Raw genomic sequence first — 23,340 nt, 5'->3', positions numbered from 1 at the left:
GTCGGCCGGGAGATGTCCGCCATGATGGTTCGGAGTACCCGAGCCTGTTCACGGCGAGGACTGCCGATAACCAAGCAGGATCTGTCGTCGGGGTCGGCTCGGGGTCATACCGCATGCCGACGGCCGGGACCGGTCGAGAGGAATAACTGTGCCGCTTCATGGCAAGGCCGTATGGGACCGTCTCGAGGAAACTGTCGGTATTCGGCCGCAGTTCGTCGGTCCTGGCGAGTCTGGAGAGGTATCCCGGTTCAAACTGGCCGAGACCGGGATGACGACGGAGCAGGCCTACCAGATCGTGCACGATGAGCTGATGCTTGACGGTAATGCACGGTTGAACCTCGCGACGTTCGTCACCACCTGGATGGAGCCCCAGGCGGACCGGCTGATGGCCGAATGTGCCGCGAAAAACATGGTTGACAAGGACGAATATCCGCAGACGGCCGAGTTGGAGCTGCGCTGCGTCAACATCCTCGCGGATCTGTGGAACGCGCCGGGCCAAGCGGTGGGCTGCTCGACCACCGGTTCGTCGGAGGCGTGCATGCTCGCAGGGATGGCGTTGACCCGGCAGTGGCGTGTCCGGCGACGGTCCGCCGGCCGGCCCGCGGACCGTCCCAACCTGGTGATGGGCGTGAACGTCCAGGTGTGCTGGGAGAAGTTCTGCCGGTACTGGGACGTCGAGCCGCGGTTGGTGCCCCTCGCCCCGGGCCGCACCCATCTCACCGCGGACCAGGCCGTCCGCCATTGTGATGACAACACGATCGGTGTCGTGGCGATTCTCGGTTCCACCTTCGACGGCACCTATGAACCGGTCGGCGACATCGCCGCCGCACTGGACCACCTCACCGCCTCAGGCGGACCGGACATCCCGATGCACGTCGACGCCGCCTCCGGAGGATTCATCGCGCCGTTCCTGGACCCCGACCTGGTGTGGGACTTCCGGCTGCCCCGGGTGCAGTCCATCAACGCCTCCGGTCACAAGTACGGGCTGGTCTACCCGGGCGTGGGCTGGGTGCTCTGGCGTGACAGCCACGCGTTGCCGGACGATCTGGTCTTCCACGTCGATTACCTTGGCGGCAGCATGCCGACGTTCTCGTTGAACTTCTCCCGTCCCGGCGCCCAGGTCGTCGCGCAGTACTACACCTTTCTCCGGCTGGGCAGGGACGGCTTCCGGCAGGTGCAGCAGGCCTCCCGGGACACGGCTCGTTGGCTGGCCGACCAGATCGGCGAACTCGACGCGTTCGACCTGGTCTCCGACGGAAGCGGCATTCCCGCGTTCGCGTTCCGGATGGCCGGCGGGATGGCAGGCCTGGCCGCCGACTCTGCCGGGCCCAGCGTGTTCGATGTCTCCGACCTGCTGCGCATGCGCGGTTGGCTGGTACCCGCCTACCGGTTCCCGGCCGATCTGACCGATCTTGCGGTGCTGCGGGTCGTCGTCCGCAACGGCTTCAGCCGGGACCTCGCCGGGTTGTTCCTCGCCGATCTTCAGAAAATCAACGAACGGCTCACCGCCGGCCGACCGGCCTTGCCGATCATCCCCCCCGATACCCGCGGCGCGGGTTTTCACCATTGACGAAGGTTTCACCGTGAGTCAGGTGGTCATCCAGCTATTCATCGGTCGGGGACCGCTACGGCGTTCAGCCCTCGCCGTTGCGGGGTGTCTGGCTGAAACATGTCGTGCCAGACGGCTTTCGCCCCGCTGTCACCGATGCGGTAGAGCTTGCACGATCGAACCCACAGCCGTGACAGCGCTCAGCGCGGACAGGACCGGTAGCAGTGCTGCGAGCGGGACGAGGACGACGACCGCATGTACCAGCGTCACCACCACCTTGACGAGGCTGCAGGCGAAGGGCCTGGCCGAACGGGTGGCGAACGGCCGGACGTTCTCCTACAGCCCGACGGCCAAGGCCGCCGAGGACGTGGCCGCGCGGATGTCCCCGTCGGTGGTCGTGATGGCCGGGCTGAGCGCGGTCGCCTGCTGGTCAGGCGCGGCCTTTGAGGATGAGGTTCCAGTACAGCAACGGTAGGCCGTGGCGCTTGAGGTACCACATGTCACGGCGTTCTTTCCGGGTGTTGATCAGCCGCGGGGGGAAGGTGGGGTGCGGGCGCATGGTGTAGTCGAATTCGGCGAGCAGCATCTTGTTCCGCGCGGTGGTCAACGGGCAGGAGGCGTAGCCGTCGTACTGCTGTGCGGCGGGCTGACCGGCCATGGTGGCCAGGAGGTTCGCGACGACGACGGGGGCCTGTTTGCGGATCGCGGCGCCGGTCTTGGAGTTCGGGGAGTTGCCGGCGTCACCGAGGGAGAACACGTTGGGGTAGCGGGTGTGTTGCAGCGTGTACTTGTCGACCTGGACGTACCCGGCCGGGTTGGCGGGGTCCGCCAGCGGACTTTTCTTGATCCAGTCTGGGGCGCTCTGTGGGGGCACGAGGTGCATCAGGTCATAGCCGATGTCGTCCCTGATCCCGGTGGTGTGGTTGACGACGACGGCGTGGCGGGAGTCGGGGTCGACCTCGATGAGTTCGCTGTTGGTGCGGAGCTCGATGCCGTATCGGGCCACAACCTTGTCCAGGACGTCGGCGAACTCCTGCACCCCGAATATGGCCGGGGTGGGCAGGACGAGCACGACGCGGATGTCGTCGAGGACACCCTGCCCGCGCCAGTAGTCGCAGGCCAGGTAGGCGATCTTCTGGGGTGCGCCGGCGCATTTGATGGGCCCGGCGGGCATGGTGAACACGGCGGTGCCCGAGCGCAGGGAACGGATCCTCTCCCAGGTCTTCGGCGCGAGGTCGTAGGTGTAGTTGCTCGACACCCGCGGTGTGGCGATCGCCTCGCGCATGCCGGGGATCGCCGTCCAGTCGAGTTGGATTCCCGGGCAGACGACGAGATGGTCGTAGCTGACCTGCGAGCCGTCGGCGATGGTGACGGTCTGGTTGTCGGGGTCGACCGTCTCGGCGCGGTCGCGGATCCAGGTGACGCCGGCGGGTATGACGCCGGCCTGTGGGCGTGCGCTGCTCGTGATGGGGGCGCGTCCGCCACCGACGAGGGTCCACAGCGGCTGGTAGTAGTGGGTGTTGGCGGGGTCGAGGATGGCGATGTCGGTGATGCCGGCGCGGCGGAGCCGGGCCGCGACGCTGATCCCGGCGTTGCCACCGCCGATGATGAGCGTCGTGTGGTGGACGGTCCTGGCCATGACGGTCTCCCTCGGCGCCGGTGGATGGTTCAGATCCCCGTCCCCATCTCGTCACTATAGATCATCGCCGTGGCGGTGTTCCGGCCTGCGGATGCTGGTGGCGCAGGCGCGGTGCGAGGACCTGACTCGGGTAACCCGAGATACCGATAGCCACAGGTACGAAGTTCCCGTCCTCAAGGCCTGGGAGACTCTTGAAGATCTTGTTTATGGGTCTTGTCAATTCGAGTTGATCAATGTGCATCACCTGCATGATCTTCCTGTTGTGTTTGGTGGCCTGACCCGTCCGTCAGAGCTGTACGGGAGACGGTGCAGGATGCGCTCCGGAGTTGACCTGTGCGCAGTGTGCTGGTTGCCGTACTTGACGAGATGTATCGAGGTGGGGGTGGATCGTGCGGCTGCGGGTGTCCATCAGAACAACAGCGCGCGAGCTTGCGTGGAGGAACGTCCAGCTCCCCGGACGCGGGCTGTGTTACTCACTGCTGCGAAATGTGGAACCAAAAGTAGCAGAGGATATGCATGAGCAGGGGTGGGGCGTCCACCGGATGGCGCCGTTCGGCTTCGGTCCACCGACATTCCCGCAGGCCAGGCGGGTGAAAGGCCGTTACGCCGTGGGCGGGCGAGGCTACCTGGAACTCGGTAGCCCGCTGTACGCGGTGGTGGAGGCCTGGGCGAAGGTCCTCACCACGACCCCGATGATCGATTGGGGTGGTGTCGCCCTGCACGTCGAGAGCGTCGAGCTCGTCGACCCGCCGGCCTTCGGCGATGGCGTGGGCGTTCTGCGGACGGTCACGCCGGTGGTGATGAAGGGTTCCGGTCGTGGCCCGAACGGGGCTCGGACGACCCGGCAGGCCTTTGTCCTGCCGGGGGAGCCGGAGTTCGCCGGTTACCTCGCGCAGAGTCTGCAGCGTAAGGCGCAGACGATCGGTGTCGACCCGGATGTGACTCTCGAACAGATCACCTGGATCGGGGCGAAGCGCAGCTTCGACGTCGGAGACGGGAAGAAGACCGGCGCACCGGTCGAGGTCCGGTTGCGTGGGGCGCCCGAGACGCTGGGCGCCTTGTGGTCATGGGGCCTGGGGCAGGCGACGTCCGCCGGTTTCGGCTGGGTGGCGCCGTGACGACGCCGGTCGACGTGGATGTGACCGCGGCCCAGGCACGGATCGTGCTCACCGCGCATCCACTACAACGGGTCGGCGCGTTCGCTCTCACCGCGATCGCCGGCTGCTCCGAACCGGGCCAGATGACCGCCGATGGGTTCGCCACCGCTGTGCGCCGGATGGCCGAGGACGCGGTCCGTGCGGCTTTACTGCCGTCCACCACGGCCGAGGGAGCTTTCTGGCTGAAGGCGAGCGGTTCCTTCTTCCCGAACTCCAAGATGAACCACCCGTCGCGGGTGCGTCGCAGCAGACAGGAGAACATCGATCTGGTCCTTGCCTGGCGGACCATGCCCGCCCGGGAATGCTGGCCTGGCCGATGCTGCGTCCTGTGCGGCCGGGACGCGGTCGGTTACTTCGCCAAGGTGGACGTGCCGCTGGCCGAAAGCGAGCAGACACGTAACAGCACTCCCCGCGGGCACGCCGGCCTGGCCCTGTGCTGGCCGTGCGTGTGCTGTTTTCACGCCCTGCCCTACGGCTGCCGGTTGACCGGTGGGCAGAGTTCCGCCGTGCACAGCTGGGACGACCGGTTCCTGGGGAGGGTGACCGCACGTCAGGTGGGCACCAACCACCGACATATCACCTTGGGCCAGCCGGTCGGCAAGAGCGGCGGATATGCCGCGGAGGTCGAGGCGCTCGACCGTCTCCGCGGTTATGAGGACGACGTGCTTGAGGACATCGAGCTGTTCGTCTTCACGAACTACAACGTGCCCAGCCCGAACCCGCTGCAGGTCCACGGGATGGAGCAGCCGCTTGCCGAGTGGCTGCGGCGGCGTCTCGGAAGGGCTGCGGATCTCCACGCGGTGGAAGCGGCGTATTCCCGGCCGGGTATTCCCGGCCGACCCCTGCTGGCCCGGGACGCTTTCCGGGACCCGACGCGGATCCTGCAGGTTCTCACGGCGTTCATACGTGAACGTCCGATGGCGGCGCTGGACGAGCGGTGCCGGCGCCTGATCGGGCTGTGTTTCTCTTTTGCGAGCGAGGTGATGGGGATGAACGACGAGGATGTCGAGTCGATACGGCGGCTTGCCCGCAACGTCGCCACGGTGGTGGGCGCCGAGCCGACCGCCTCGGCGTTGAAGAAGTACCAGGTCGCGCATCGCCGGTCCGCTGATCTGCGGGGCTGGTTGGAGCGGGAGGCGGTGGCCTGGGCGTTGAAGCCTCCCGCCGACACGTCCGGACCCATGGTCGGTACCGCCCAGTTCAGGTTGCTGTTCGACCGCGACGGCCAGGGTTGGGACTACCAGCGGCTGCTGCTCATCGCCGTGCTGGAGGAGCTGGACGGCCGGGGATGGCGTCCGGCCGACGGGGCCACGGCGGCCCGGGAAATCAGGGACAGCGGTGAGCCGATGGCCGCCGACAGTAACGAGAACGAAGGCGGGGGAGACAACTGATGACGTTTCTGGTCGGGAAGGTGGCCCTGGATGTGGATGCCGGGGCGCCGAACAACGGCCGCGGCGACGACAACGTCGGGGTCGTGAAGAAACTCAGGGTGGGACGTGACATCCATCCGTATGTGTCCGCGCAGGCGTTCCGGCGGTGGGTGCGTGACTCGATGCCGGCGGCTGAGGAGCGTTCGGTCGTCACCCGCAAGGGCAGCGGTGTCAAGCAGCAGGCGTATACCGAGGGCCGTCCCGACCGTTACCTCGACGACGACCTGTTCGGCTACATGGTCGCGGTCAAGGGCGGCGGCACCTGCCAGCGCGACACCGTGTTCGCCACCGGAACTCTCGTCGCCGTCGTCCCTCAGCAGAGCGTGACCCGGGACTTCGGGACGATGAGCCGCGGTTTCGACGCCGGGGAGAACCCGGTCATCCACGAACATGAGCTCTACAGCGCGGAACTGGCCGGTGATGTTCTTCTGGACCTGCCCCGCATCGGCACCTTCGAGACCGACGGGTCGGGGTTGCGGATAGCGCTCACCGCGGACGCGGCGAAGGAAGCGGCCTCGGCCGGCGCGGAACGGATTTCCTTCCGCGGGTTCAGCGCGCTCCGGCTCCCCCTTGCCGAACGCCGCCGCCGTGCCGCGGTCCTGCTGCGGACCCTCACCGCCGTGCGCGGCGGCGCGAAGCAGGCGCTGCACTACGGGGACCGCACGCCGGCGCTGATGCTGCTCGGTGCGCTCCGCGGCGGCGTCAACCCGTTCACGCGGGTGCTTGCGGTCCGGGACGGCCGCACCTCGTTCAACGCCGCCGTTCTCCGGGAGGAGATCGCCGCCTGGCGTGACGAGCTGGAGGGGCCGGTCCATCTCGGCTGGTCACCGGGTTTCCTCGGCAGCCAGCGGGAGACGGTCCTTGTCGATCTTGCCGGCGAGATCGCGGACGGCACGGTCCGCCTCGACCACCCCCGCGTGTTGTTCGGCCGGCTCGCGGACGAGATCGAAAACGGTGTGCACGACGCCTGGTTCGAGGATCTGAAGGCATGACCGCGCAGTCTGTCCCGGCTGATGCGAGAACCGGCCGGGACAGTACGGTCACGGCCCTGCAAGTGTCGGTGACAACTCGGGTGGCGTCGTTTCGCAACCCGCTCTACGCCACGGCGCAGATCTGCCTTCCGTGCCCTCCGCCGTCCACCGTCGGTGGTCTGCTCGGCGCGACCGCCGGCGGATGGGACGCGGTCGATCCCTCGATGCGTTTCGCCATGGCGTTCACCGCCGCGGGTGACGGGACCGATCTGGAGACCTACCATCCGCTGGACGCTCGAGGCAGGGCAACCGACCCGATTCCCCGGGAGCGCGAGTTCCTCAGCGACGTCAGGCTGACGGTGTGGATCCTCGACGACATCGAGCTGTGGCGGTCGCGGCTGCGGCGTCCGGTGTGGCCGCTGCGCCTGGGCCGCAGCCAGGATCAGGTCGGGATCCAGATCGCGGTGACGCAGCTGCGAGCCGTACCCGGATGGCAGCGGGCGGCGGTTGTGCCGGCGGCCATGAGCACGTTCGGTTCGCTGCTGCAGCTCCCGACCGCGATCAGCGGTGACCGGTCCCGTACCAGGTGGGGAAGATACCGGTTCCGGCCGTTTCGGGCGGACCGGGCCATGCTGGCCGGCCCGCTGCTGTCCGAGGGGCTCTCGACAACCGCCGGCCAGGCCGTCGTGCTCCTGCCTCCCAGCCACCCGCGGCATGCCGAGACACCGCAGACCGCGTGACCGACCCATTGCACACGCTGCTGGCCAAGAGCAACCGATCCGGCCGCGGCGGTCGGGGAGAACTGCTCACCGAACATTCGGCGGCTACCCTGCGCGCTTCTCGCGAGATCGCGCAGCGGGTCGGTTGCCTGCGTGGGCTGCCGGCACACCTCGGACGGACCTTCTGGGACACGGCCGCAGCCGCCGCTCTCACCCACGATGCCGGGAAGGTCGCCAGCGGATTCCAGGAGATGATCCAGGGACGTTCCCGCGGCTGGGGCCAGCGCCACGAGGTCGTCTCACTGGGGTTCCTGCCCATGCTCTTCGACACCCGGCCCGACCTCGCCTGGGTGGCGCTCGGTGTCGCCACCCATCACCGGGGGCTGCGGAACGACTCTGGAGGGGGAAAGGAATCCCTGCGGGGGCTCTACCGCGACTGCAGGCCATCGGCGGATGAGCTCGCCAGGAAGATCGGCAGCGTCGACCGAGACCGGGCCCGGGCGCTGGCGGGCTGGTTGGCCAGTCACGCCCGCGAGCACGGCGTCGCCACATCCGATACATCCGACACATCCGCCACATCCGATACATCCGACACCGTCGACACGGTGGCGACCGGGACACCGGACGCAATGGGGTCGGTCGACGGAGCGGTGATCCTCACGGCTGCGCACCGGTTGCTGTTCGACCTGCTCGACCAGTGGGACGAACCGGTCGATCCCGGCCAGGGCCTGGCTGCTGTCCTGCTACAGGGGGCGGTGACCATGGCCGACCACCTGTCGAGCGGGCACGGCTGCCTGCACACCCGCCAGCCGCTGGACGCGACATACCCCGAGCGGCTTGCCGCCCGGCTGGCCAGCGCCGGGCAGATGCTCCATCGGCATCAGACGGCAGCGGCGCAGGTCGACGGGCATCTGATCATGAGGGCGTGGACGGGCAGCGGGAAGACCGAAGCCGGGTTGCTGTGGGCATCCCGGCAGGTCACGGTGATCAGCGGAACGTGTGGGGGGGTACCGCGGGTCTTCTACACGCTGCCGTACCTGGCCTCGATCAACGCGATGACGGTACGCCTGGCGGCCAGGGATGTCGGGGACGAGACCCTGATCGGGGTCAGCCACTCGCGGGCCGCGTCCTACTACCTGTCCCGATCGTTGTGCGGGGAGGACGACGATCCAGGCGATCCCGGCGACGCCACCGCGGCGGCGGCGAAGGCGCTCGCCCGCGCGGGCGCGACAAGGCTGTTCCGCGAGACGGTCCGCGTCGGCACGCCGTACCAGCTGCTGCGCGGCGCGCTCGCCGGCCCGACGCACAGCAGCATCCTGCTCGACAGCGCCAACTCGGTGTTTATTCTGGACGAACTGCACGCCTATGACGCGCGCCGGCTCGGTTTCATCCTGGCGATCTTCGGGATGTGGAGGCGGCTCGGTAGCCGGGTCGGGGTGCTGTCCGCGACGCTCCCGACGCCGCTGGTCGATCTCGTCCGGACCAGCCTGCACAGCTCGGACAGCGCCGCACCGTCGGTCACCGTCGTGGAGGCCGCTCACACCGACGCTCCGGTCCGCCACCGTCTTCGGACGGTGGACTCCCATCTCACCGACCCGGCCGTCCAGGAGGCGATGGTTTCCCGGCTGGCCGCGGGGGAGTCCGTCCTCGTGGTCGCGAACAACGTCGCCGACGCCCAGACCTTGTACGAGGCGTTGTCGCCGCATGCACCGCGACTGTCTGACGGGCAGCCCGCGGCGTGTCTGCTGCATTCCCGGTTCAAGCGGTGTGACCGCGCCGCGATCGAGGAAGTGGTCAACAGCCGGTACCGGTCCGGCCTGCCCGCGCAGGACCGGCAGCCGGGTCTGGTAGTCGCCACCCAGGTGGTCGAGGTTTCGTTGGACGTCGACTTCGACGTGATCTTCACATCGTGTGCTCCGTTGGACGCGCTGGCGCAGCGATTCGGCCGGGTGAACCGGACCGGCGCCCGCCCACCGGCCGACGTCATCGTCTGCCAGGCCGAGATGCGTCCGCGGCGCAACAAGCGGCGGAACAGCCCGACCGAGCTGTTCGCGGACGGCGTCTACGAGCAGGCACCGACCGAAGCCGCCTGGCGGGTGCTGACCGGACACGACGGCGAGGTCGTGAGCGAAGCGTCGCTCGTCGGCTGGCTGGACGATGTTTACGATTCCGACTGGGGCCGGCGATGGGTACAGGACGTCACCTATTACCGCGACGCATTCACCGGCAGCTTCCTGACCTTCAGCGATCCGTTCGATGACCGGTCCGCACTCGCGGACTCCTTCGATGAAATGTTTGAGGGCACCGAGGGGATTCTGGCAACCGACATGGACGAATACGCCGGCCTGCTGAACACCGCCACCACGGCGCAAGGCCGCCTACTCGCCGCGGACCTGCTCATCCCGCTGCCGTACTTCGGCTCGAAGCTCGCGAGATGGGACCGCCGGCTCGGCGTCGCGGTTGTCGACGGCGACTACGACCCGGAGCGGGGGCTGACCGCCATCCGCGGTCAGGTCGCGAACCGCTACCAGCCCGGTGAGCTGATCTGATGGAGCGGGCCGACGTCGGGGGCGTTCACGTCAAATACCTCCATCACTGCCGCCGGCAGCTCTGGCTGTTCGCCCGCGGGGTCCGGCCGGAGCATCTCAGTGAACGGGTCCGTCTCGGGGAGGCGGTGCACGAGGTCTCCTACGGCCGGTTCCGGCCCGTCGACCTCGGCGCGGCCAAACTTGATCATCTCGACGGCGACCTGTGGGTGCACGAGGTCAAATCATCACGCCAGCCCAGCGTCGCGGACGAGGCCCAAGCCCTGCACTACTGCCTGCGGCTCACCGACGTCGGCGTCGAGGCTCGGGGCGCTGTCCTGCACTACCGGCCGACCCGTCGCACCGTCCGTCTTCCGTTCGACGACGAACAGCGGGCACGCGCGACAGGTGACATCGACGCCGTGCTTGAAGTGGTCGACCGACCCGACCCGCCGGAGCGGCTCGACCGGCCGCGCTGCACCGGATGCAGCTACACCGACTACTGCTGGACGGACTGACCCCCATGCCCGAAGCAGCCCGCACCTACTGGCTGACAACCCCCTGCCGGATCCGCCGGAAGGACTCGACCCTCGTCATCGAACGCGACGATGAGACAAAGGTCCACGTACCCGTCACCGATGTGCGCGATATCGTGGCCTGTTCCCCGGTGGACATCAACACCGCGGTGATGACGCTGCTCAACCAGCATCGCATCGCTGTGCATCTGCTCAGCTACTACGGGGACTACGCCGGATCGGTGCTTCCCGCCGAGGCGCATACATCCGGCCAGACCGTTCTCGCCCAGGCGCGTACGGCCACGACCCCCCAGACTTCCATGGCCATCGCCCGGTCGCTGGTGTGCGCGACGGCCTTCAACGTCCGCCGCATCGTCGACCGGACCGTGTTGAAAAAGCCGCTCGAGACGCTGGAAGCCGGAGCCGCCGCGGCCGAGTCCACCGCTCAGTTGATGGCCGCCGAAGGCAACTTCCGCCGGACCGCGTGGGGTGTCATCGACACCAAGCTGCCGGACTGGCTTCAACTCGACGGCCGCAGCCGCCGCCCACCCGCTAACGCCGGGAACGCGTTCATCAGCTACGTCAACGGCATCGTCTACTCCCGGGTCCTCACCGCCATCCGCCTCACCCCGCTCCACAGCGGGATCGCGTTCCTGCACAGCTCCATGGAACGCCAGCGCCACTCCCTCGCCCTCGACCTCGCCGAGGTGTTCAAACCGCTGTTCGCCGAGCGCCTGCTGTTGCGTCTCGCCGGCCGAGGCCAGTTGAAGCCCGCGCATTTCGACGCGGACGTCGGGAACACCATGCTCACCGAATCCGGGCGGCGCTTCGTCATCCAGACCGTCCGGGACGAGCTGGCGACGACGGTGCAGCACCGGACGCTCGGACGTCCGGTGGCCTACGACGAACTGCTCTACCTGGAGGCACTGAAAATCACCCGCACGTGTCTTGAGAGCGAGCGCTACCAGCCGTTCCGGATCTGGTGGTGAGTCATGTATGTGATCGTTGTCTACGACACCGCCGCGGAGCGCAACAGCAAGGTCCTCAAGGCCTGCCGTCAGTACCTTCATCATGTGCAACGGAGCGTGTTCGAAGGCAACCTCAGCCCGGCGCAGCTCCTACGTTTCCAGCGGCGCATCGACGCCGTGATCGACCATTCGTACGACCACGTGCTCGTCTACACGCTCCCGCCTGGCGCCGACGTCGTCCGCAAGAGCCTGGGCGCCGGATGGGCCGCCCCGACCGACATACTTTGATCATGTAAGCTGCAGTGGACCCCAGCGTGGTGATGTACGACCGGAGGTTCGCTGCAATCAGACCCCCCACCGTCACTTCGACACGCCGTCCGACCTGGGCGTTGATGTTCGGGTCCTCATCGCCCCTACGAGGGATTGCAACCTGCCGAGACGGCGCCGGGGCTGGTCAGGTGCAGCGGTCCTCATCGCCCCTACGAGGGATTGCAACATCTACCGGATAACCCGCACGAGTGACGTCCTCGCGGTCCTCATCGCCCCTACGAGGGATTGCAACCGGGCTTTCGCGGACCACAGGGTCCCGAGGAGGGTGAGTCCTCATCGCCCCTACGAGGGATTGCAACGGTCCGCCAGAAGAGTGCATCCAGCGGGATGCGCGGTCCTCATCGCCCCTACGAGGGATTGCAACCCTACCTGCACCGCGAAGACCTACCCGTCCACCCGGCGTCCTCATCGCCCCTACGAGGGATTGCAACTTGTAGAACGGTTTGTGTTGGACGACGATTTCCGGTCCTCATCGCCCCTACGAGGGATTGCAACTATGCGAGAGTCCACGGGGTGATCCCCGCGATGGCGGTCCTCATCGCCCCTACGAGGGATTGCAACACATCCCCGCCGGGGGTATCACCGTGGAACCCGTAGCGGGTCCTCATCGCCCCTACGAGGGATTGCAACGTGGTGGTCTGCGGCGGCACGGACGGCGTCGGCGTGGCCGTCCTCATCGCCCCTACGAGGGATTGCAACCAGTCCAGGCATGTCCCGGTGCGGGCCGGGATGACGTGTCCTCATCGCCCCTACGAGGGATTGCAACACGGTGCGCAGACCGGCGAGGTTCTGCGCGGCGAGACGTCCTCATCGCCCCTACGAGGGATTGCAACGGCGCGAATGCCCGGACGCGGGTTACGTGGCCGTGGTCCTCATCGCCCCTACGAGGGATTGCAACTCCGCCCTTTGCGGGCTACGTCCGCGGTGACCGTGGTCCTCATCGCCCCTACGAGGGATTGCAACTGCGGCTAGTTGCGGTAGTTCTTCGTTCACGCTATGGTCCTCATCGCCCCTACGAGGGATTGCAACAAGATCCCGGCTCCGGGACGTTCCTCGGAACGGATCGTCCTCATCGCCCCTACGAGGGATTGCAACGGAAGATCGCAGTCCCATTGGCACCGGCACCGCGCGGTCCTCATCGCCCCTACGAGGGATTGCAACTAGGCCGCGTTGGAGGAGCAGTTCCGATTCGTAGGATGTCCTCATCGCCCCTACAGGGATTGCAACACGACGACGTGGTGGGCAACATAGCCGCCGCCCGCGTCCTCATCGCCCCTACGAGGGATTGCAACCCTGCGACACGGGAGCGGCTACGCGCCCGCCCGCAGGTCCTCATCGCCCCTACGAGGGATTGCAACCGCGATCGCCGCCGTTGCCCGGATGCGCGCCCACCGTCCTCATCGCCCCTACGAGGGATTGCAACTAGACGGACGCAAGCTGGCCGACGACCCAGGCCGGCAGTCCTCATCGCCCCTACGAGGGATTGCAACGGCTCTTCGGCCCGGTCTTCCCTCCGCACTGCTGACGGGTCCTCATCGCCCCTACGAGGGATTGCAACAGCGCGACGGCGAGTGCGACGGGCGCCCACAGGCGTCCTCATCGCCCCTACGAGGGATTGCAACCGGGGTGGGTTGAGTTGGCCGGTGGTGGTGCACGTGTCCTCATCGCCCCTACGAGGGATTGCAACATCGCCAGGTCGGGGCCGGGGTAGTCGTGGCGGGCGGTCCTCATCGCCCCTACGAGGGATTGCAACCGGAATCCGGTCAGGACTGCCATGGATCGGAGCCAGGTCCTCATCGCCCCTACGAGGGATTGCAACATGTATCTCGCCTTGCTGGCGCGGCCGTGCCGTACGGTCCTCATCGCCCCTACGAGGGATTGCAACAACCTTGTCCAGTGCGCGCGCCTGGTTGGCCACGGTCCTCATCGCCCCTACGAGGGATTGCAACCCGAGACTCCGATGGTGTCCACAACGTCCGACAGGGTCCTCATCGCCCCTACGAGGGATTGCAACGTGGGTGGAATCATGCCGCATCCTGATGTTGGAATTGCGGTCCTCATCGCCCCTACGAGGGATTGCAACATGCCTGTGCCGCGGCCGGTTCCGATCCGGGCCTCCAGTCCTCATCGCCCCTACGAGGGATTGCAACTGCCGTTGGCAGGCGGGGCTTGCGTCTGCGCATTAGTCCTCATCGCCCCTACGAGGGATTGCAACCGCTCACGGACCGCCAGACGAAACCGAAAATGACGAGTCCTCATCGCCCCTACGAGGGATTGCAACAGCGTTAAGCAGTCCTGATCCGCGGCCATCCCTGAGGTCCTCATCGCCCCTACGAGGGATTGCAACGCGACGACGGCAAGGAGCACCCGAACCCCGAGCGGCGTCCTCATCGCCCCTACGAGGGATTGCAACCGGGAGCGTCGGGCAACCGGCCCGTCTCCTGCGTGATGTCCTCATCGCCCCTACGAGGGATTGCAACCGGGGTCATCACCGGGACATCCGGGACATGATGTGTCGTCCTCATCGCCCCTACGAGGGATTGCAACTTCCTCGTGGACCCGTTCGTGATCGGGGACGAGTAGTCCTCATCGCCCCTACGAGGGATTGCAACAAGAGCTCCACGAGCGACTGGACGAAGACGACGATGTCCTCATCGCCCCTACGAGGGATTGCAACCGTCCGGGGAGTCCGTCACGTAATACGCGGCGTCCGCGTCCTCATCGCCCCTACGAGGGATTGCAACAACATGAATTCGATGCTTTTATCGAATTCATCGTGCAGTCCTCATCGCCCCTACGAGGGATTGCAACCAGCGGTTGCGAGCATTTCTACGGGACTCACGTGGACGTGTCCTCATCGCCCCTACGAGGGATTGCAACGAGGACCTGGGCACCTACATCTATGGCGTTCAGCGGTCCTCATCGCCCCTACGAGGGATTGCAACGACCTGGGTCGGGCGCCTGGTCGAGCGCCGCCTGGGCGTCCTCATCGCCCCTACGAGGGATTGCAACTTTCCGTTCCCACTGCGCAGGCCGCGCAGCGGACGTGGTCCTCATCGCCCCTACGAGGGATTGCAACAGGTTGAGGACGGGAGAGATGCCCCGGACGTCTACTGTCCTCATCGCCCCTACGAGGGATTGCAACGGGGCACCGTCATGTCCGGACGGGTATTTCTTTAGTCCTCATCGCCCCTACGAGGGATTGCAACGTGTAGTAGCGGATCGACGAGGCCTTCTTCGCGCGTCCTCATCGCCCCTACGAGGGATTGCAACCGCCGCGTCCAGCGTGTCCGGCTTCATATCGAGCAGGTCCTCATCGCCCCTACGAGGGATTGCAACTCTATCCGGCGGAACATTTCCGCTTCGACTTCGAGTGTCCTCATCGCCCCTACGAGGGATTGCAACGACTTCGGGTAGGTTTTGCAATGCTACTTTGAGCAGTCCTCATCGCCCCTACGAGGGATTGCAACTCGAGTTGATGATACCAACGCTCTTGTACTGAATAGTCCTCATCGCCCCTACGAGGGATTGCAACTGGCGTTGGTGACCACTGTTGTTATTCATCCCGCGTCGTCCTCATCGCCCCTACGAGGGATTGCAACAACCGCCTCCCCAATCTTGTTTACATGTGTTCCAGTCCTCATCGCCCCTACGAGGGATTGCAACGACAGGACGACGCTGCGGAGGAACGTGCCCACGACGGTGTCCTCATCGCCCCTACGAGGGATTGCAACGATCCCAAAACACCCGGCGGGCCATCACGCCACCGTCCTCATCGCCCCTACGAGGGATTGCAACCGCGTCGCTTTGGTCCCGCCTTTCTGCGTGGCCATGGTCCTCATCGCCCCTACGAGGGATTGCAACGCGACGATCCCGGCGGCCTGTGCCGCGCCTATCTGGGCGTCCTCATCGCCCCTACGAGGGATTGCAACCCGGGAACTGATCGCGCTCAGGAAGGCTGCCGAGATGTGTCCTCATCGCCCCTACGAGGGATTGCAACTGTACCATCTGTGCGATGGCTTCCCTCCTTATTCTCGAGTCCTCATCGCCCCTACGAGGGATTGCAACTCGATATACCACCGATGAAGGTCCCGGACCTCCTCGTCCTCATCGCCCCTACGAGGGATTGCAACGGCAACCGACCCGTCTCCTGTGTGATCATCCGAAGGTCCTCATCGCCCCTACGAGGGATTGCAACCTGGCGTGCACGGCGTCGTGCAGCATCTAGCGTGTCGTCCTCATCGCCCCTACGAGGGATTGCAACGAGACCAGGTCGTGCTGGTGCCAGCCGTGCTCGGCGAGTCCTCATCGCCCCTACGAGGGATTGCAACCATATCAGACCTCATATGTGATGAAATTTTTCCAAGTCCTCATCGCCCCTACGAGGGATTGCAACTACAAAATCAGGATCTTCTGAAAGACCAGCCGTAGTCCTCATCGCCCCTACGAGGGATTGCAACATTAATTTCACTTCTCCTTTGACGAGGAAGAAGGGGTCCTCATCGCCCCTACGAGGGATTGCAACAGGGGCCTGGCCCACGGGATGCGCCCGCCCACGGATAGTCCTCATCGCCCCTACGAGGGATTGCAACATGATTCCCGTGGAGATGCTGACGCAAGCAACGCATGTCCTCATCGCCCCTACGAGGGATTGCAACTGAACCGCTCTGGACGCGGTCCGCGGACGATCAGCAGTCCTCATCGCCCCTACGAGGGATTGCAACATGAGACCGGGTGACCCAAAGAACGCAACGCGCGAGTCCTCATCGCCCCTACGAGGGATTGCAGCGAAAGTTTTGCTACGATCTTGGTTTTAGGTTTTGATGGGTCTGGTAGGCATGGTGAACGCGACGGTGTCCGAGCGCAGGGAGCGGATCATCTTCCACGTCTTCAGGGCAAGATCATAGGTGTGGTTGCTCGACACCCGCGGTGGGGTGGTGCCTCGCGCATGCCGGGGATCGTCGGTACCGGTGGGTGGTTCAGGTGTGACCAGCAGCGACGGTCTGGTCGTCCGCCGTCCGGTCTGTCGACGCTTCCGAGATCATCTTATCGAAGTCGTTGGCGTCGCATCGGGATGTTGCTACGGAAACTGATCAGTGGAGGTGGATGCGGTTCTTCCGGGCGAATACGGCATGATCCGGTCTGTGACTGCCACTGTGTTCGAGTCGCCGAGCTTCGCGACAGCGTTTCCGCACCCGTACGCGGTCGTGGACGTCGAGACGTCCGGACTGGCACCCCGCCGGGACCGGGTGCTGTCCCTGGCCGTGGTGCACGTCGCGGCGAACGGGACGGTGGAGCGGCGTTGGTCCACCCTGCTCAACCCGGGCTGTGACCCCGGCCCGGTCCACATCCACGGGCTGACCCGGGACAGGTTGGCCGGCAGTCCTACCTTTGACCTGGTATTCGACTCGCTGTCGAGGCTGCTCGACGGCCGGGTTTTTGTCGCGCACCACGCCGTCTTCGACTGGCAGATGCTCGCCGCGGAGGCAATGCGCACGGGCGTGCGGCTCCCGGTCGAGTGGCGGTTGTGCACCCGGGTCCTGTCCCGCCGGCTTGGCCTTGATCTCCCGAACCTCAAACTGGCGACGCTCGCGGACCATTGGGGCGTCGTGCAACGTAAGGCGCACGACGCCGTCGACGATGCCGAGGTGCTCGCCGCTGTGCTGCCCCGGGTCCTGGAACTCGCCGCTGCCCAACACCTGGACCTGCCGCTCACCCACTGCGCGCCCCCACCGGACGAAGCGCCCCAATTGACCGAAGCGCCCCTTTTGCCCGTGGCGGGCGGGCCTGCCACGACGAAGCCGCGTTGCCCCTACGTCAATCCGGGTCCGCTCACCGCCGGTGGACCGCTTGTCCAGGGCATGCGGGTGACTTTCACCGGCGACACGGTGACGCCACGCGAGGAGCTTGTCGAGAAGTCGACCGCCGCCGGGCTGGCCGTCACCGGCGCGGTCAGCCGCCGGACCAGCCTCCTGGTCGCCAACGAAATCGGGAGCGCAACCACCAAGACGCGTGCCGCGCGCCAGTACGGCACGACCGTGGTGGACGAGGGGACGTTCCTGCGGCTGCTGGCCACGGTCAGCCCTGGGCTGCGCCGGGGCTAGCACACAGCTAGCACACAACTAGCACACAACTAGCTGGCCGTGGGAGGCGATGAGGGCCTGGGTAGTCTCGTCGTTCCTTGAGACGCGGAGCGCTCGATGACTGTGCTGGCCGGATGCCGGGTAGTGACCCCCGGCGGTGTCCTGGACCCCGGTTGGGTGGAGGTCCACGAGGGCCGCATCGCCGCGGTCGGCGTCGGCATGCCGGCCGGACGGAACGGACGGGCGGAGAAGGCTGTCACGGATCTCGACGGTACGTGGCTGTTGCCGGGTTTCGTCGACCTGCATGTGCACGGCGGAGGCGGTCACGATGTCACGGCATCACCCGGTGACATGGCCGCGGCGGTCGCGTTCCACCGCGCGCACGGCACCACCCGCACGCTCGTGTCGCTGGTGACCGCGCCCCTCGACATGCTCGCCGAGCAGCTTTCGTGGGTCGCGGACCTGGTCGAGCACGCCCCGCGTCCCGACGGTCACGTGGTCGGCGCCCACCTGGAGGGGCCCTTTCTCTCCCATGCCCGGTGCGGCGCCCAGCCACCGCAACATCTGCTTGACCCTGACCGGGCGGCGTTCGCCGGGCTGGTGCGCGCGGCACGGGGCACGATCCGCTGCATCACCGTCGCCCCCGAACTGCCTGGCGCCCTCGACGTCATCGCCGATGCCGTGGATGCCGGCGTCGTGGTGGCGATCGGGCATACCGATGCCACCTACGACCAGACCGCCGCGGCCTTTGCGGCTGGCGCGACCCTGACCACGCACCTGTTCAACTGCATGCGGCCACTGCACCATCGAGAGCCGGGTCCGGTCGGAGCCGCGCTCGACGCCGCAGTCGCCTGCGAACTGATCAATGACGGCGTGCATGTACACCCGTCGATCATTCGAATGGTCGCGCGCGATCCCCGCCGGCTCGTCCTGGTCACCGATGCGATCGATGCCGCCGGCGCCGGTGACGGCGCCTACGTCCTCGGCGGCCGGGCTGTGCGGGTGCACGACGGCCAGGCACGGCTGGCAGGTTCGGGTGTGCTTGCGGGCAGCACCCTCACGATGGACGAGGCGTTGCGCCGCGCTGTCGTCGACGCCGGCCTACCGATCGAGGTGGCCGCGGTCGCGGCGGCGACAAACCCGGCCCGCGTGCTCGGCCTGTCCGGGAGGTGCGGAGCGATCGCCGTCGGCTTGGACGCGGACTTGGTGGTCCTCGACGTCGATCTTTGCCTCGTCCGGGTCATGGCCCGTGGCGTGTGGTCGTGACCGGCCCGGCGACGTCGGGATATCGGCTCCCGTCGACGCTGTGCTCTGTGCTCCGACCCGGTATCTCGGGTGCCCCGGACGCGGGATCGGTCCGGGGCACCCGAGATTTGTTCCTGCTTCGACCGGCCCGTCGGTGCGCGGTCAGTGCCCGTGGGACGTCGTCCCGCCCGGATAGTTGCCGCCGCCGTGGGTTTCGTCGATCGAGTCGTAGTCCTTCGCCCCGTTGACACGCGGCAGCGCGTCAACGAAGATCACGGTCCGTGGCTTCTTGAACGACGCGATCTGAGTCCGGCAGTGTTCGATCAGTTCGGTGTCGGTCGCGGTCGTGCCGTCCCGCAGGACGACGACCGCCTTCACCGACTGCACCCATCGATCGTCGGGGACGCCGATGACCGCCGCATCCCGGACGGCGGGGTGGCGCTCGAGGCAGGCTTCGACCTCGGCCGGGTAGATGTTCTCCGCCGCCGACTTGATCATTCGTGTCGCGGTGCCGACGAAGGAGATTCGCCCGTCGGGCAGCCGCCGCCCCAGGTCGGTGGTGTGCCAGCCGCCGGTTCGGGTCCGATGGGCGTTGTCCGCCGGCCTGTCCCAGTAGCCCGCGTGGACGAGCGCGCCGCGTACGACGATCTCACCGACCTCGCCGTCGGGCACCTCGGTGCCGTCCGGCCCGACGATCGTGACCCGGGCGAAGGGGACCGGGCGTCCGACGGTCGGGCTCCACTCCTCGTGTCCGAGGGCGGCGTAGAGGCAGAATCCGGTGACCTCGGTCTGGCCGAACCCGCCCATGTGTCGGCCCCAGGGGCTGACATCGGGGGTCACCATGTCCTTCCAGCCGGGGATGACCGTCAGCGGGCTGCGCAGCGAGCGCAGGTCGAAACGCTGGTCGCGGTTGGTCTCGATGAGCTGTGCGACCTGCGGCGGCATCAGGAACGCCGAGGTACACCGCTCGTCCGCGATGAGTCGGCACAGTTCCTCGGGGTCGCTGCGGCGGACGAAGATGTTGGTGCCGCCCCACATGAACGTTGTCGCGGTGTGCTGGAAGGTGCCGATGTGGAACAGCGGACCGGAATTGAGGAAGATCTGGTCGCCGTCCGCGTGGAAGAGGGCACCGATGACGCTGCCCTGCGCGACCAGGTTCGCCGAGGTGAGCATCGACCCGGCGGGCCGGCCGCCGTGCGCGGCCGTGTAGATGACGAGCACGGGCGCGTGGGGATCAGGATCCGCGGACGGTGCGTCCACCGCGCCTGTGGCCAGGAAACTCTCGTAGGTGTCGGGTCTGTCGGTGTCGGGTCCGTCGGTGTCGTGGCGCAGCCAGAGCGCGGGGTGCGTCGCGCGCTTCTCCGCTTCACGGACGGTCGGCCCGATTTCGGCGTCCTGCCAGACGACGACGGTGGGCCGCAGGTCGTCGACGACGAAGGCCATCTCCTCGGCGGAATACCGCCAGTTCGCCGGGCAGACCATGGCGCCGAGTCGTGAACCCGCCAGGAGCAGTTCGAGTACCCGATGGCAGGTCTGCCCGAGCCACAGCACCCGAGAGCCGCTGGTGACACCCGCGGCCCGCAGCGCTCCGGCGAGCCGGGTGACCCGTTCGTCCAGCTCGGCGTAGGTCACGCGGGTGTCGCCGCACACCGTTGCGGTGCGGCCGGGGCGGGCGCGGGCGTGTTCGGCGAGGAGTTCCGCGAGTGTCGGCCAGGTGCCGACCGATGCCGGCGACATCAGACGTCCACCCCGTGCGGGCACACCGGGTGGGCCCGGCTCCTGTCGCTGCTCGTCTCGTTCACGATACTGCTCTCCATCCTCGCGGCCGAAATGGCAGATATGGTCTAATCATAGAGCTGATATCGCTGTTTCGGTCCATGGTCCCGGCGCGGCCCGGGTCCGGCGGGCCGGGTCGCGGGCTGCGACCGGGCCGAGGGCTGCGACCGAGCCGATGAATCGTCTTTCTTATTGCGTGTTTTATGCTATCTTCGCCTCTGGTTGGCGGAGGGGGAGGTACGGCGGTGCCCGAGGATCGCTACTACCAGCCCGCGGCGGAGACGATGCCGCGGGCGGAGATCGAACGCTTACAGGAGCAGCGGGTCGTCGAACTCGTGGAGTACGCCTATGAGCGCTCCTCCTTCTACCGTGAGCACTGGGACGCGGCTGGTGTCCACCCGCGTCAGATCCGCTCGCTGGACGACTTCCGTGCGCGCATCCCGTTCATCGACAAGCAGGACGTCCAGGATTTCCGCGAGCGCACGGGTGACCCGTTCGCCGGACTGCTCTGCGTCGACCGCAAGGAACTCACCTCGGTCACGTCGACGTCCGGGACGACATCCGAGCCCGAGTTCTTCCCGGAGAAGTGGGACGGCGCCCATCCCCTCGTGACGGGCACGGCACGCGACCTGTGGGAGCTCGGGCTCCGGCCGGGGGACAGGGTCATGGTGCCTCCCGGTACGTTCCGCGGTTTCTGGGACACGCTGTTCCAGCTGCTCGGTATCGTGCCGATCTACATCGACACCTGGATCGGCCAGTGGGGCCACGTGCTGGACGCCATCGAGCAGTACCAGCCGGCATATGTCCAGTTGCTGTATCCGATGGTCGTCGAGCTCGAGCGGCTTGCGGACTCCAGGGACGTGCGGGCCGCGCTGGCACCGCTGAAGGCGGCCAGCTTCGCCGGGATGCCCCTTGGTCGTGCGCTCACCGCCAAGGTCCGCGACGAGTGGGGCGTGAACCTCTACCTGTACACGAGCGCCGGGGACACCGGCACGGCGTGGGAGTGCTCCGAGCGCGACGGGTATCACCTGTGGGAGGACATGGTGCTCGCCGAGCATCTCGACCCGTCCGGCGCCGCCGCGGTGGCCGACGGCACGGTCGGGGAGCTGGTCGCGACGGATCTCGACAACGTTGTCGCGCCGTTCATCCGCTTCCGGTCGGGCGACCTGGTGCGGCTGACCCGCGCAACCTGCGGGTGCGGACGCACCCACGCGCGGCAGTGGCCCGTCGGTCGCAAGGGCGACGAGACCGCCGTGGGTGACACGCTGGTCGGCGTCCAGGATGTCTGGGACGCCCTGGAGAACCTGCCGGAGACAGCGGACGGGATCTTCCAGATCATCCGACCGACGCGGGTCGTCGAGCTGCTGCGACTGCGTGTCGGCTATACGCCGGAGCTCACCGGTGACCTCGCTGATCTGCTGGTACGGGTGACGGATGTGGTGACAGCCAAGGTGGGGGTTACCCCGGAGGTGGAACTGGTGCCCGCGGACGAGATCCTGCGCAGGTCCTCCAGCGTCGCGAAGTTCCCCCGGCTGGTGAAGGCATGAGCCGCGCGTCGATCCTGGCGAGGGCGCAGTCGCTGCCACGCGCCGAGCTGGCCGGTATCGGCCGTTTCACCGTGGACGGTCGGCACCACGACTTCTCGATCACCTGGGATGATCTTGCGCGTGCCGGGGCGTGGCACCGCGGTGCGCTCACCGCCTGGGGGTTCGCGCCCGGGGACGCCGTCCTGATCACGTCTGTGGCCTGCGATGGGTCCTGGGCCGGCGGGTTCTTACAGGCACTGCGCGATCTCGGGGTGATCTACTCGCCGGCCGAGTCCTACACCTGGGACGCCCGCCGGGTGGGGACCTTCGCCCGGCGTCTGCCGCTGGCCGCCGTGTTCGGGCTCGGCCGGGAAACCGCCGAAGGGCTACAGGCCACCGCAAGTCTCGACGCTCTCGCCTCGGTACGTCACCTGTTCGCCCGACCGGATGCCTTCCCGATCCTGCGTGGCGCGGACCTGGACCCGGTGCTGTTCGCGTCGTTCGGGCCGGCCGTGGCGGTCGAGTGCCCGCAGCGTCAGGGTGGACATGTCGACGCGGAACTCTGGTCGCTACGGGCCGTGGACGGGCAACTTCGGCTGTCCTTCGCGGACGGCCGTCCGGACGGTCTGTCCGACGTTCCCCTCGGCGTGAGCGCAACGGTACGGACCGGCCGGTGCGCCTGCGGCAGTGACGACCCACGGGTGGTACTGACCTGACGTCACCGGGCATATCGACCAGGTCCGGAGCGCGCTCACGGCAGCTCTCCGCCGCGCGAGAGGTCGGCGGTGGAGAGCTGCCGTAATTGCGTGCACACGTCAAGTTCCGATCTCTCGGATGCCGCTTCGCCAGGCTACTCGGCTACCCGGCCCGCTACTGGCGAGCCGGCTCTCGTTCGTCCTTGATCTCA

16 protein-coding genes and 2 CRISPR repeat arrays are annotated in these 23,340 nt (G+C 67.0%); of the genes, 14 read left to right on the top strand and 2 right to left on the bottom strand.

What is annotated here, in order from left to right:
• The first annotated feature begins 148 nt into the window (after positions 1–148).
• Together gad and NBW77_RS06655 are read left to right on the top strand one after the other, a co-directional pair.
• A complete protein-coding gene (gene gad / locus NBW77_RS06660; protein ID WP_131744839.1) occupies positions 149–1,570 on the top strand; it encodes a glutamate decarboxylase in 1,422 nt (473 codons plus the stop codon).
• Positions 1,571–1,739: 169 nt separating this feature from the next.
• Positions 1,740–2,024: a BlaI/MecI/CopY family transcriptional regulator gene (locus NBW77_RS06655; RefSeq protein ID WP_165485762.1), complete on the top strand. Its 285-nt coding sequence runs from the start codon at positions 1,740–1,742 to the stop codon at positions 2,022–2,024.
• Here the strand turns inward: NBW77_RS06655 and NBW77_RS06650 are convergent.
• Positions 1,980–3,188 carry an NAD(P)/FAD-dependent oxidoreductase gene (locus NBW77_RS06650; RefSeq protein WP_131744841.1) on the bottom strand — a complete coding sequence of 403 codons (1,209 nt, stop codon included), beginning with the start codon at positions 3,186–3,188 and terminating at the stop codon, positions 1,980–1,982. The genes NBW77_RS06655 and NBW77_RS06650 overlap by 45 nt on opposite strands.
• A 512-nt stretch (positions 3,189–3,700) precedes the next feature.
• On the opposite strand from NBW77_RS06650, the gene NBW77_RS06645 reads away from it, so the two are divergent.
• From NBW77_RS06645 to nagA, 10 genes are all read left to right on the top strand, one after another.
• Positions 3,701–4,306, top strand: coding sequence for a CRISPR-associated endoribonuclease Cas6 (locus tag NBW77_RS06645; RefSeq protein ID WP_242605498.1), 606 nt, complete (start codon positions 3,701–3,703; stop codon positions 4,304–4,306).
• A complete protein-coding gene (locus NBW77_RS06640; RefSeq protein WP_250279439.1) occupies positions 4,303–5,736 on the top strand; it encodes a hypothetical protein in 1,434 nt (477 codons plus the stop codon). Before NBW77_RS06645 ends, NBW77_RS06640 begins: the two co-directional genes overlap by 4 nt.
• A complete protein-coding gene (cas7i, locus tag NBW77_RS06635) occupies positions 5,736–6,767 on the top strand; it encodes a type I-B CRISPR-associated protein Cas7/Cst2/DevR (protein ID WP_250279435.1) in 1,032 nt (343 codons plus the stop codon). Before NBW77_RS06640 ends, cas7i begins: the two co-directional genes overlap by 1 nt.
• Positions 6,764–7,486, top strand: a complete 723-nt coding sequence (gene cas5, locus NBW77_RS06630; RefSeq protein ID WP_250279434.1) for a CRISPR-associated protein Cas5 — start codon at positions 6,764–6,766, stop codon at positions 7,484–7,486. Before cas7i ends, cas5 begins: the two co-directional genes overlap by 4 nt.
• Complete coding sequence (gene cas3, locus NBW77_RS06625; RefSeq protein WP_250279432.1) at positions 7,483–10,014, top strand: CRISPR-associated helicase Cas3'; 2,532 nt, start codon at positions 7,483–7,485, stop codon at positions 10,012–10,014. Before cas5 ends, cas3 begins: the two co-directional genes overlap by 4 nt.
• Positions 10,014–10,508: a CRISPR-associated protein Cas4 gene (locus NBW77_RS06620; protein ID WP_131744845.1), complete on the top strand. Its 495-nt coding sequence runs from the start codon at positions 10,014–10,016 to the stop codon at positions 10,506–10,508. The genes cas3 and NBW77_RS06620 overlap by 1 nt, the downstream gene beginning before the upstream one ends.
• A gap of 5 nt (positions 10,509–10,513) precedes the next feature.
• Positions 10,514–11,494, top strand: a complete 981-nt coding sequence (gene cas1b / locus NBW77_RS06615; protein WP_131744846.1) for a type I-B CRISPR-associated endonuclease Cas1b — start codon at positions 10,514–10,516, stop codon at positions 11,492–11,494.
• A gap of 3 nt (positions 11,495–11,497) precedes the next feature.
• Complete coding sequence (cas2, locus tag NBW77_RS06610; protein ID WP_131744847.1) at positions 11,498–11,761, top strand: CRISPR-associated endonuclease Cas2; 264 nt, start codon at positions 11,498–11,500, stop codon at positions 11,759–11,761.
• A gap of 112 nt (positions 11,762–11,873) precedes the next feature.
• Positions 11,874–12,964: direct repeats of the CRISPR family, unit length 30 nt; unit sequence GTCCTCATCGCCCCTACGAGGGATTGCAAC.
• A gap of 100 nt (positions 12,965–13,064) precedes the next feature.
• A CRISPR array of direct repeats spans positions 13,065–16,592; the repeat unit is 30 nt; unit sequence GTCCTCATCGCCCCTACGAGGGATTGCAAC.
• A 355-nt stretch (positions 16,593–16,947) separates the two neighbouring features.
• Positions 16,948–17,907 carry a DEDDh family exonuclease gene (locus tag NBW77_RS06605; RefSeq protein ID WP_242605908.1) on the top strand — a complete coding sequence of 320 codons (960 nt, stop codon included), beginning with the start codon at positions 16,948–16,950 and terminating at the stop codon, positions 17,905–17,907.
• Between the two features lie 96 nt (positions 17,908–18,003).
• Positions 18,004–19,152, top strand: a complete 1,149-nt coding sequence (nagA, locus tag NBW77_RS06600; protein WP_131747299.1) for an N-acetylglucosamine-6-phosphate deacetylase — start codon at positions 18,004–18,006, stop codon at positions 19,150–19,152.
• A 141-nt stretch (positions 19,153–19,293) separates the two neighbouring features.
• On the opposite strand, the gene NBW77_RS06595 is transcribed toward nagA, so the two are convergent.
• Positions 19,294–20,868 (bottom strand): AMP-binding protein, encoded by a 1,575-nt coding sequence (locus tag NBW77_RS06595; RefSeq protein ID WP_131747298.1) that lies wholly within the window; start codon positions 20,866–20,868, stop codon positions 19,294–19,296.
• Positions 20,869–21,152: 284 nt separating this feature from the next.
• On the opposite strand from NBW77_RS06595, the gene NBW77_RS06590 reads away from it, so the two are divergent.
• Positions 21,153–22,454, top strand: a complete 1,302-nt coding sequence (locus NBW77_RS06590) for a phenylacetate--CoA ligase family protein (protein WP_207387096.1) — start codon at positions 21,153–21,155, stop codon at positions 22,452–22,454.
• Positions 22,451–23,149 carry a hypothetical protein gene (locus tag NBW77_RS06585; protein WP_131747296.1) on the top strand — a complete coding sequence of 233 codons (699 nt, stop codon included), beginning with the start codon at positions 22,451–22,453 and terminating at the stop codon, positions 23,147–23,149. The genes NBW77_RS06590 and NBW77_RS06585 overlap by 4 nt, the downstream gene beginning before the upstream one ends.
• The last annotated feature ends 191 nt before the right edge of the window (positions 23,150–23,340 follow it).

Origin of the sequence: Frankia sp. Cppng1_Ct_nod (assembly GCF_920656135.1) — a bacterium.
In the GTDB taxonomy this organism is placed as follows: Bacteria; Actinomycetota; Actinomycetes; order Frankiales; family Frankiaceae; genus Protofrankia; species Protofrankia meridionalis.
This window is presented reverse-complemented; position numbering and strand designations above follow the sequence as displayed.

Coding starts and splice junctions, on each gene's coding strand:
- NBW77_RS06650 (WP_131744841.1), bottom strand. CDS start 3,188: ATGGCCAGGACCGTCCACCACACGACGCTCATCATCGGCGGTGGCAAC.
- NBW77_RS06645 (WP_242605498.1), top strand. CDS start 3,701: ATGCATGAGCAGGGGTGGGGCGTCCACCGGATGGCGCCGTTCGGCTTC.
- cas7i (WP_250279435.1), top strand. CDS start 5,736: ATGACGTTTCTGGTCGGGAAGGTGGCCCTGGATGTGGATGCCGGGGCG.
- cas5 (WP_250279434.1), top strand. CDS start 6,764: ATGACCGCGCAGTCTGTCCCGGCTGATGCGAGAACCGGCCGGGACAGT.
- NBW77_RS06620 (WP_131744845.1), top strand. CDS start 10,014: ATGGAGCGGGCCGACGTCGGGGGCGTTCACGTCAAATACCTCCATCAC.
- cas1b (WP_131744846.1), top strand. CDS start 10,514: ATGCCCGAAGCAGCCCGCACCTACTGGCTGACAACCCCCTGCCGGATC.
- cas2 (WP_131744847.1), top strand. CDS start 11,498: ATGTATGTGATCGTTGTCTACGACACCGCCGCGGAGCGCAACAGCAAG.
- nagA (WP_131747299.1), top strand. CDS start 18,004: ATGACTGTGCTGGCCGGATGCCGGGTAGTGACCCCCGGCGGTGTCCTG.
- NBW77_RS06595 (WP_131747298.1), bottom strand. CDS start 20,868: ATGTCGCCGGCATCGGTCGGCACCTGGCCGACACTCGCGGAACTCCTC.
- NBW77_RS06585 (WP_131747296.1), top strand. CDS start 22,451: ATGAGCCGCGCGTCGATCCTGGCGAGGGCGCAGTCGCTGCCACGCGCC.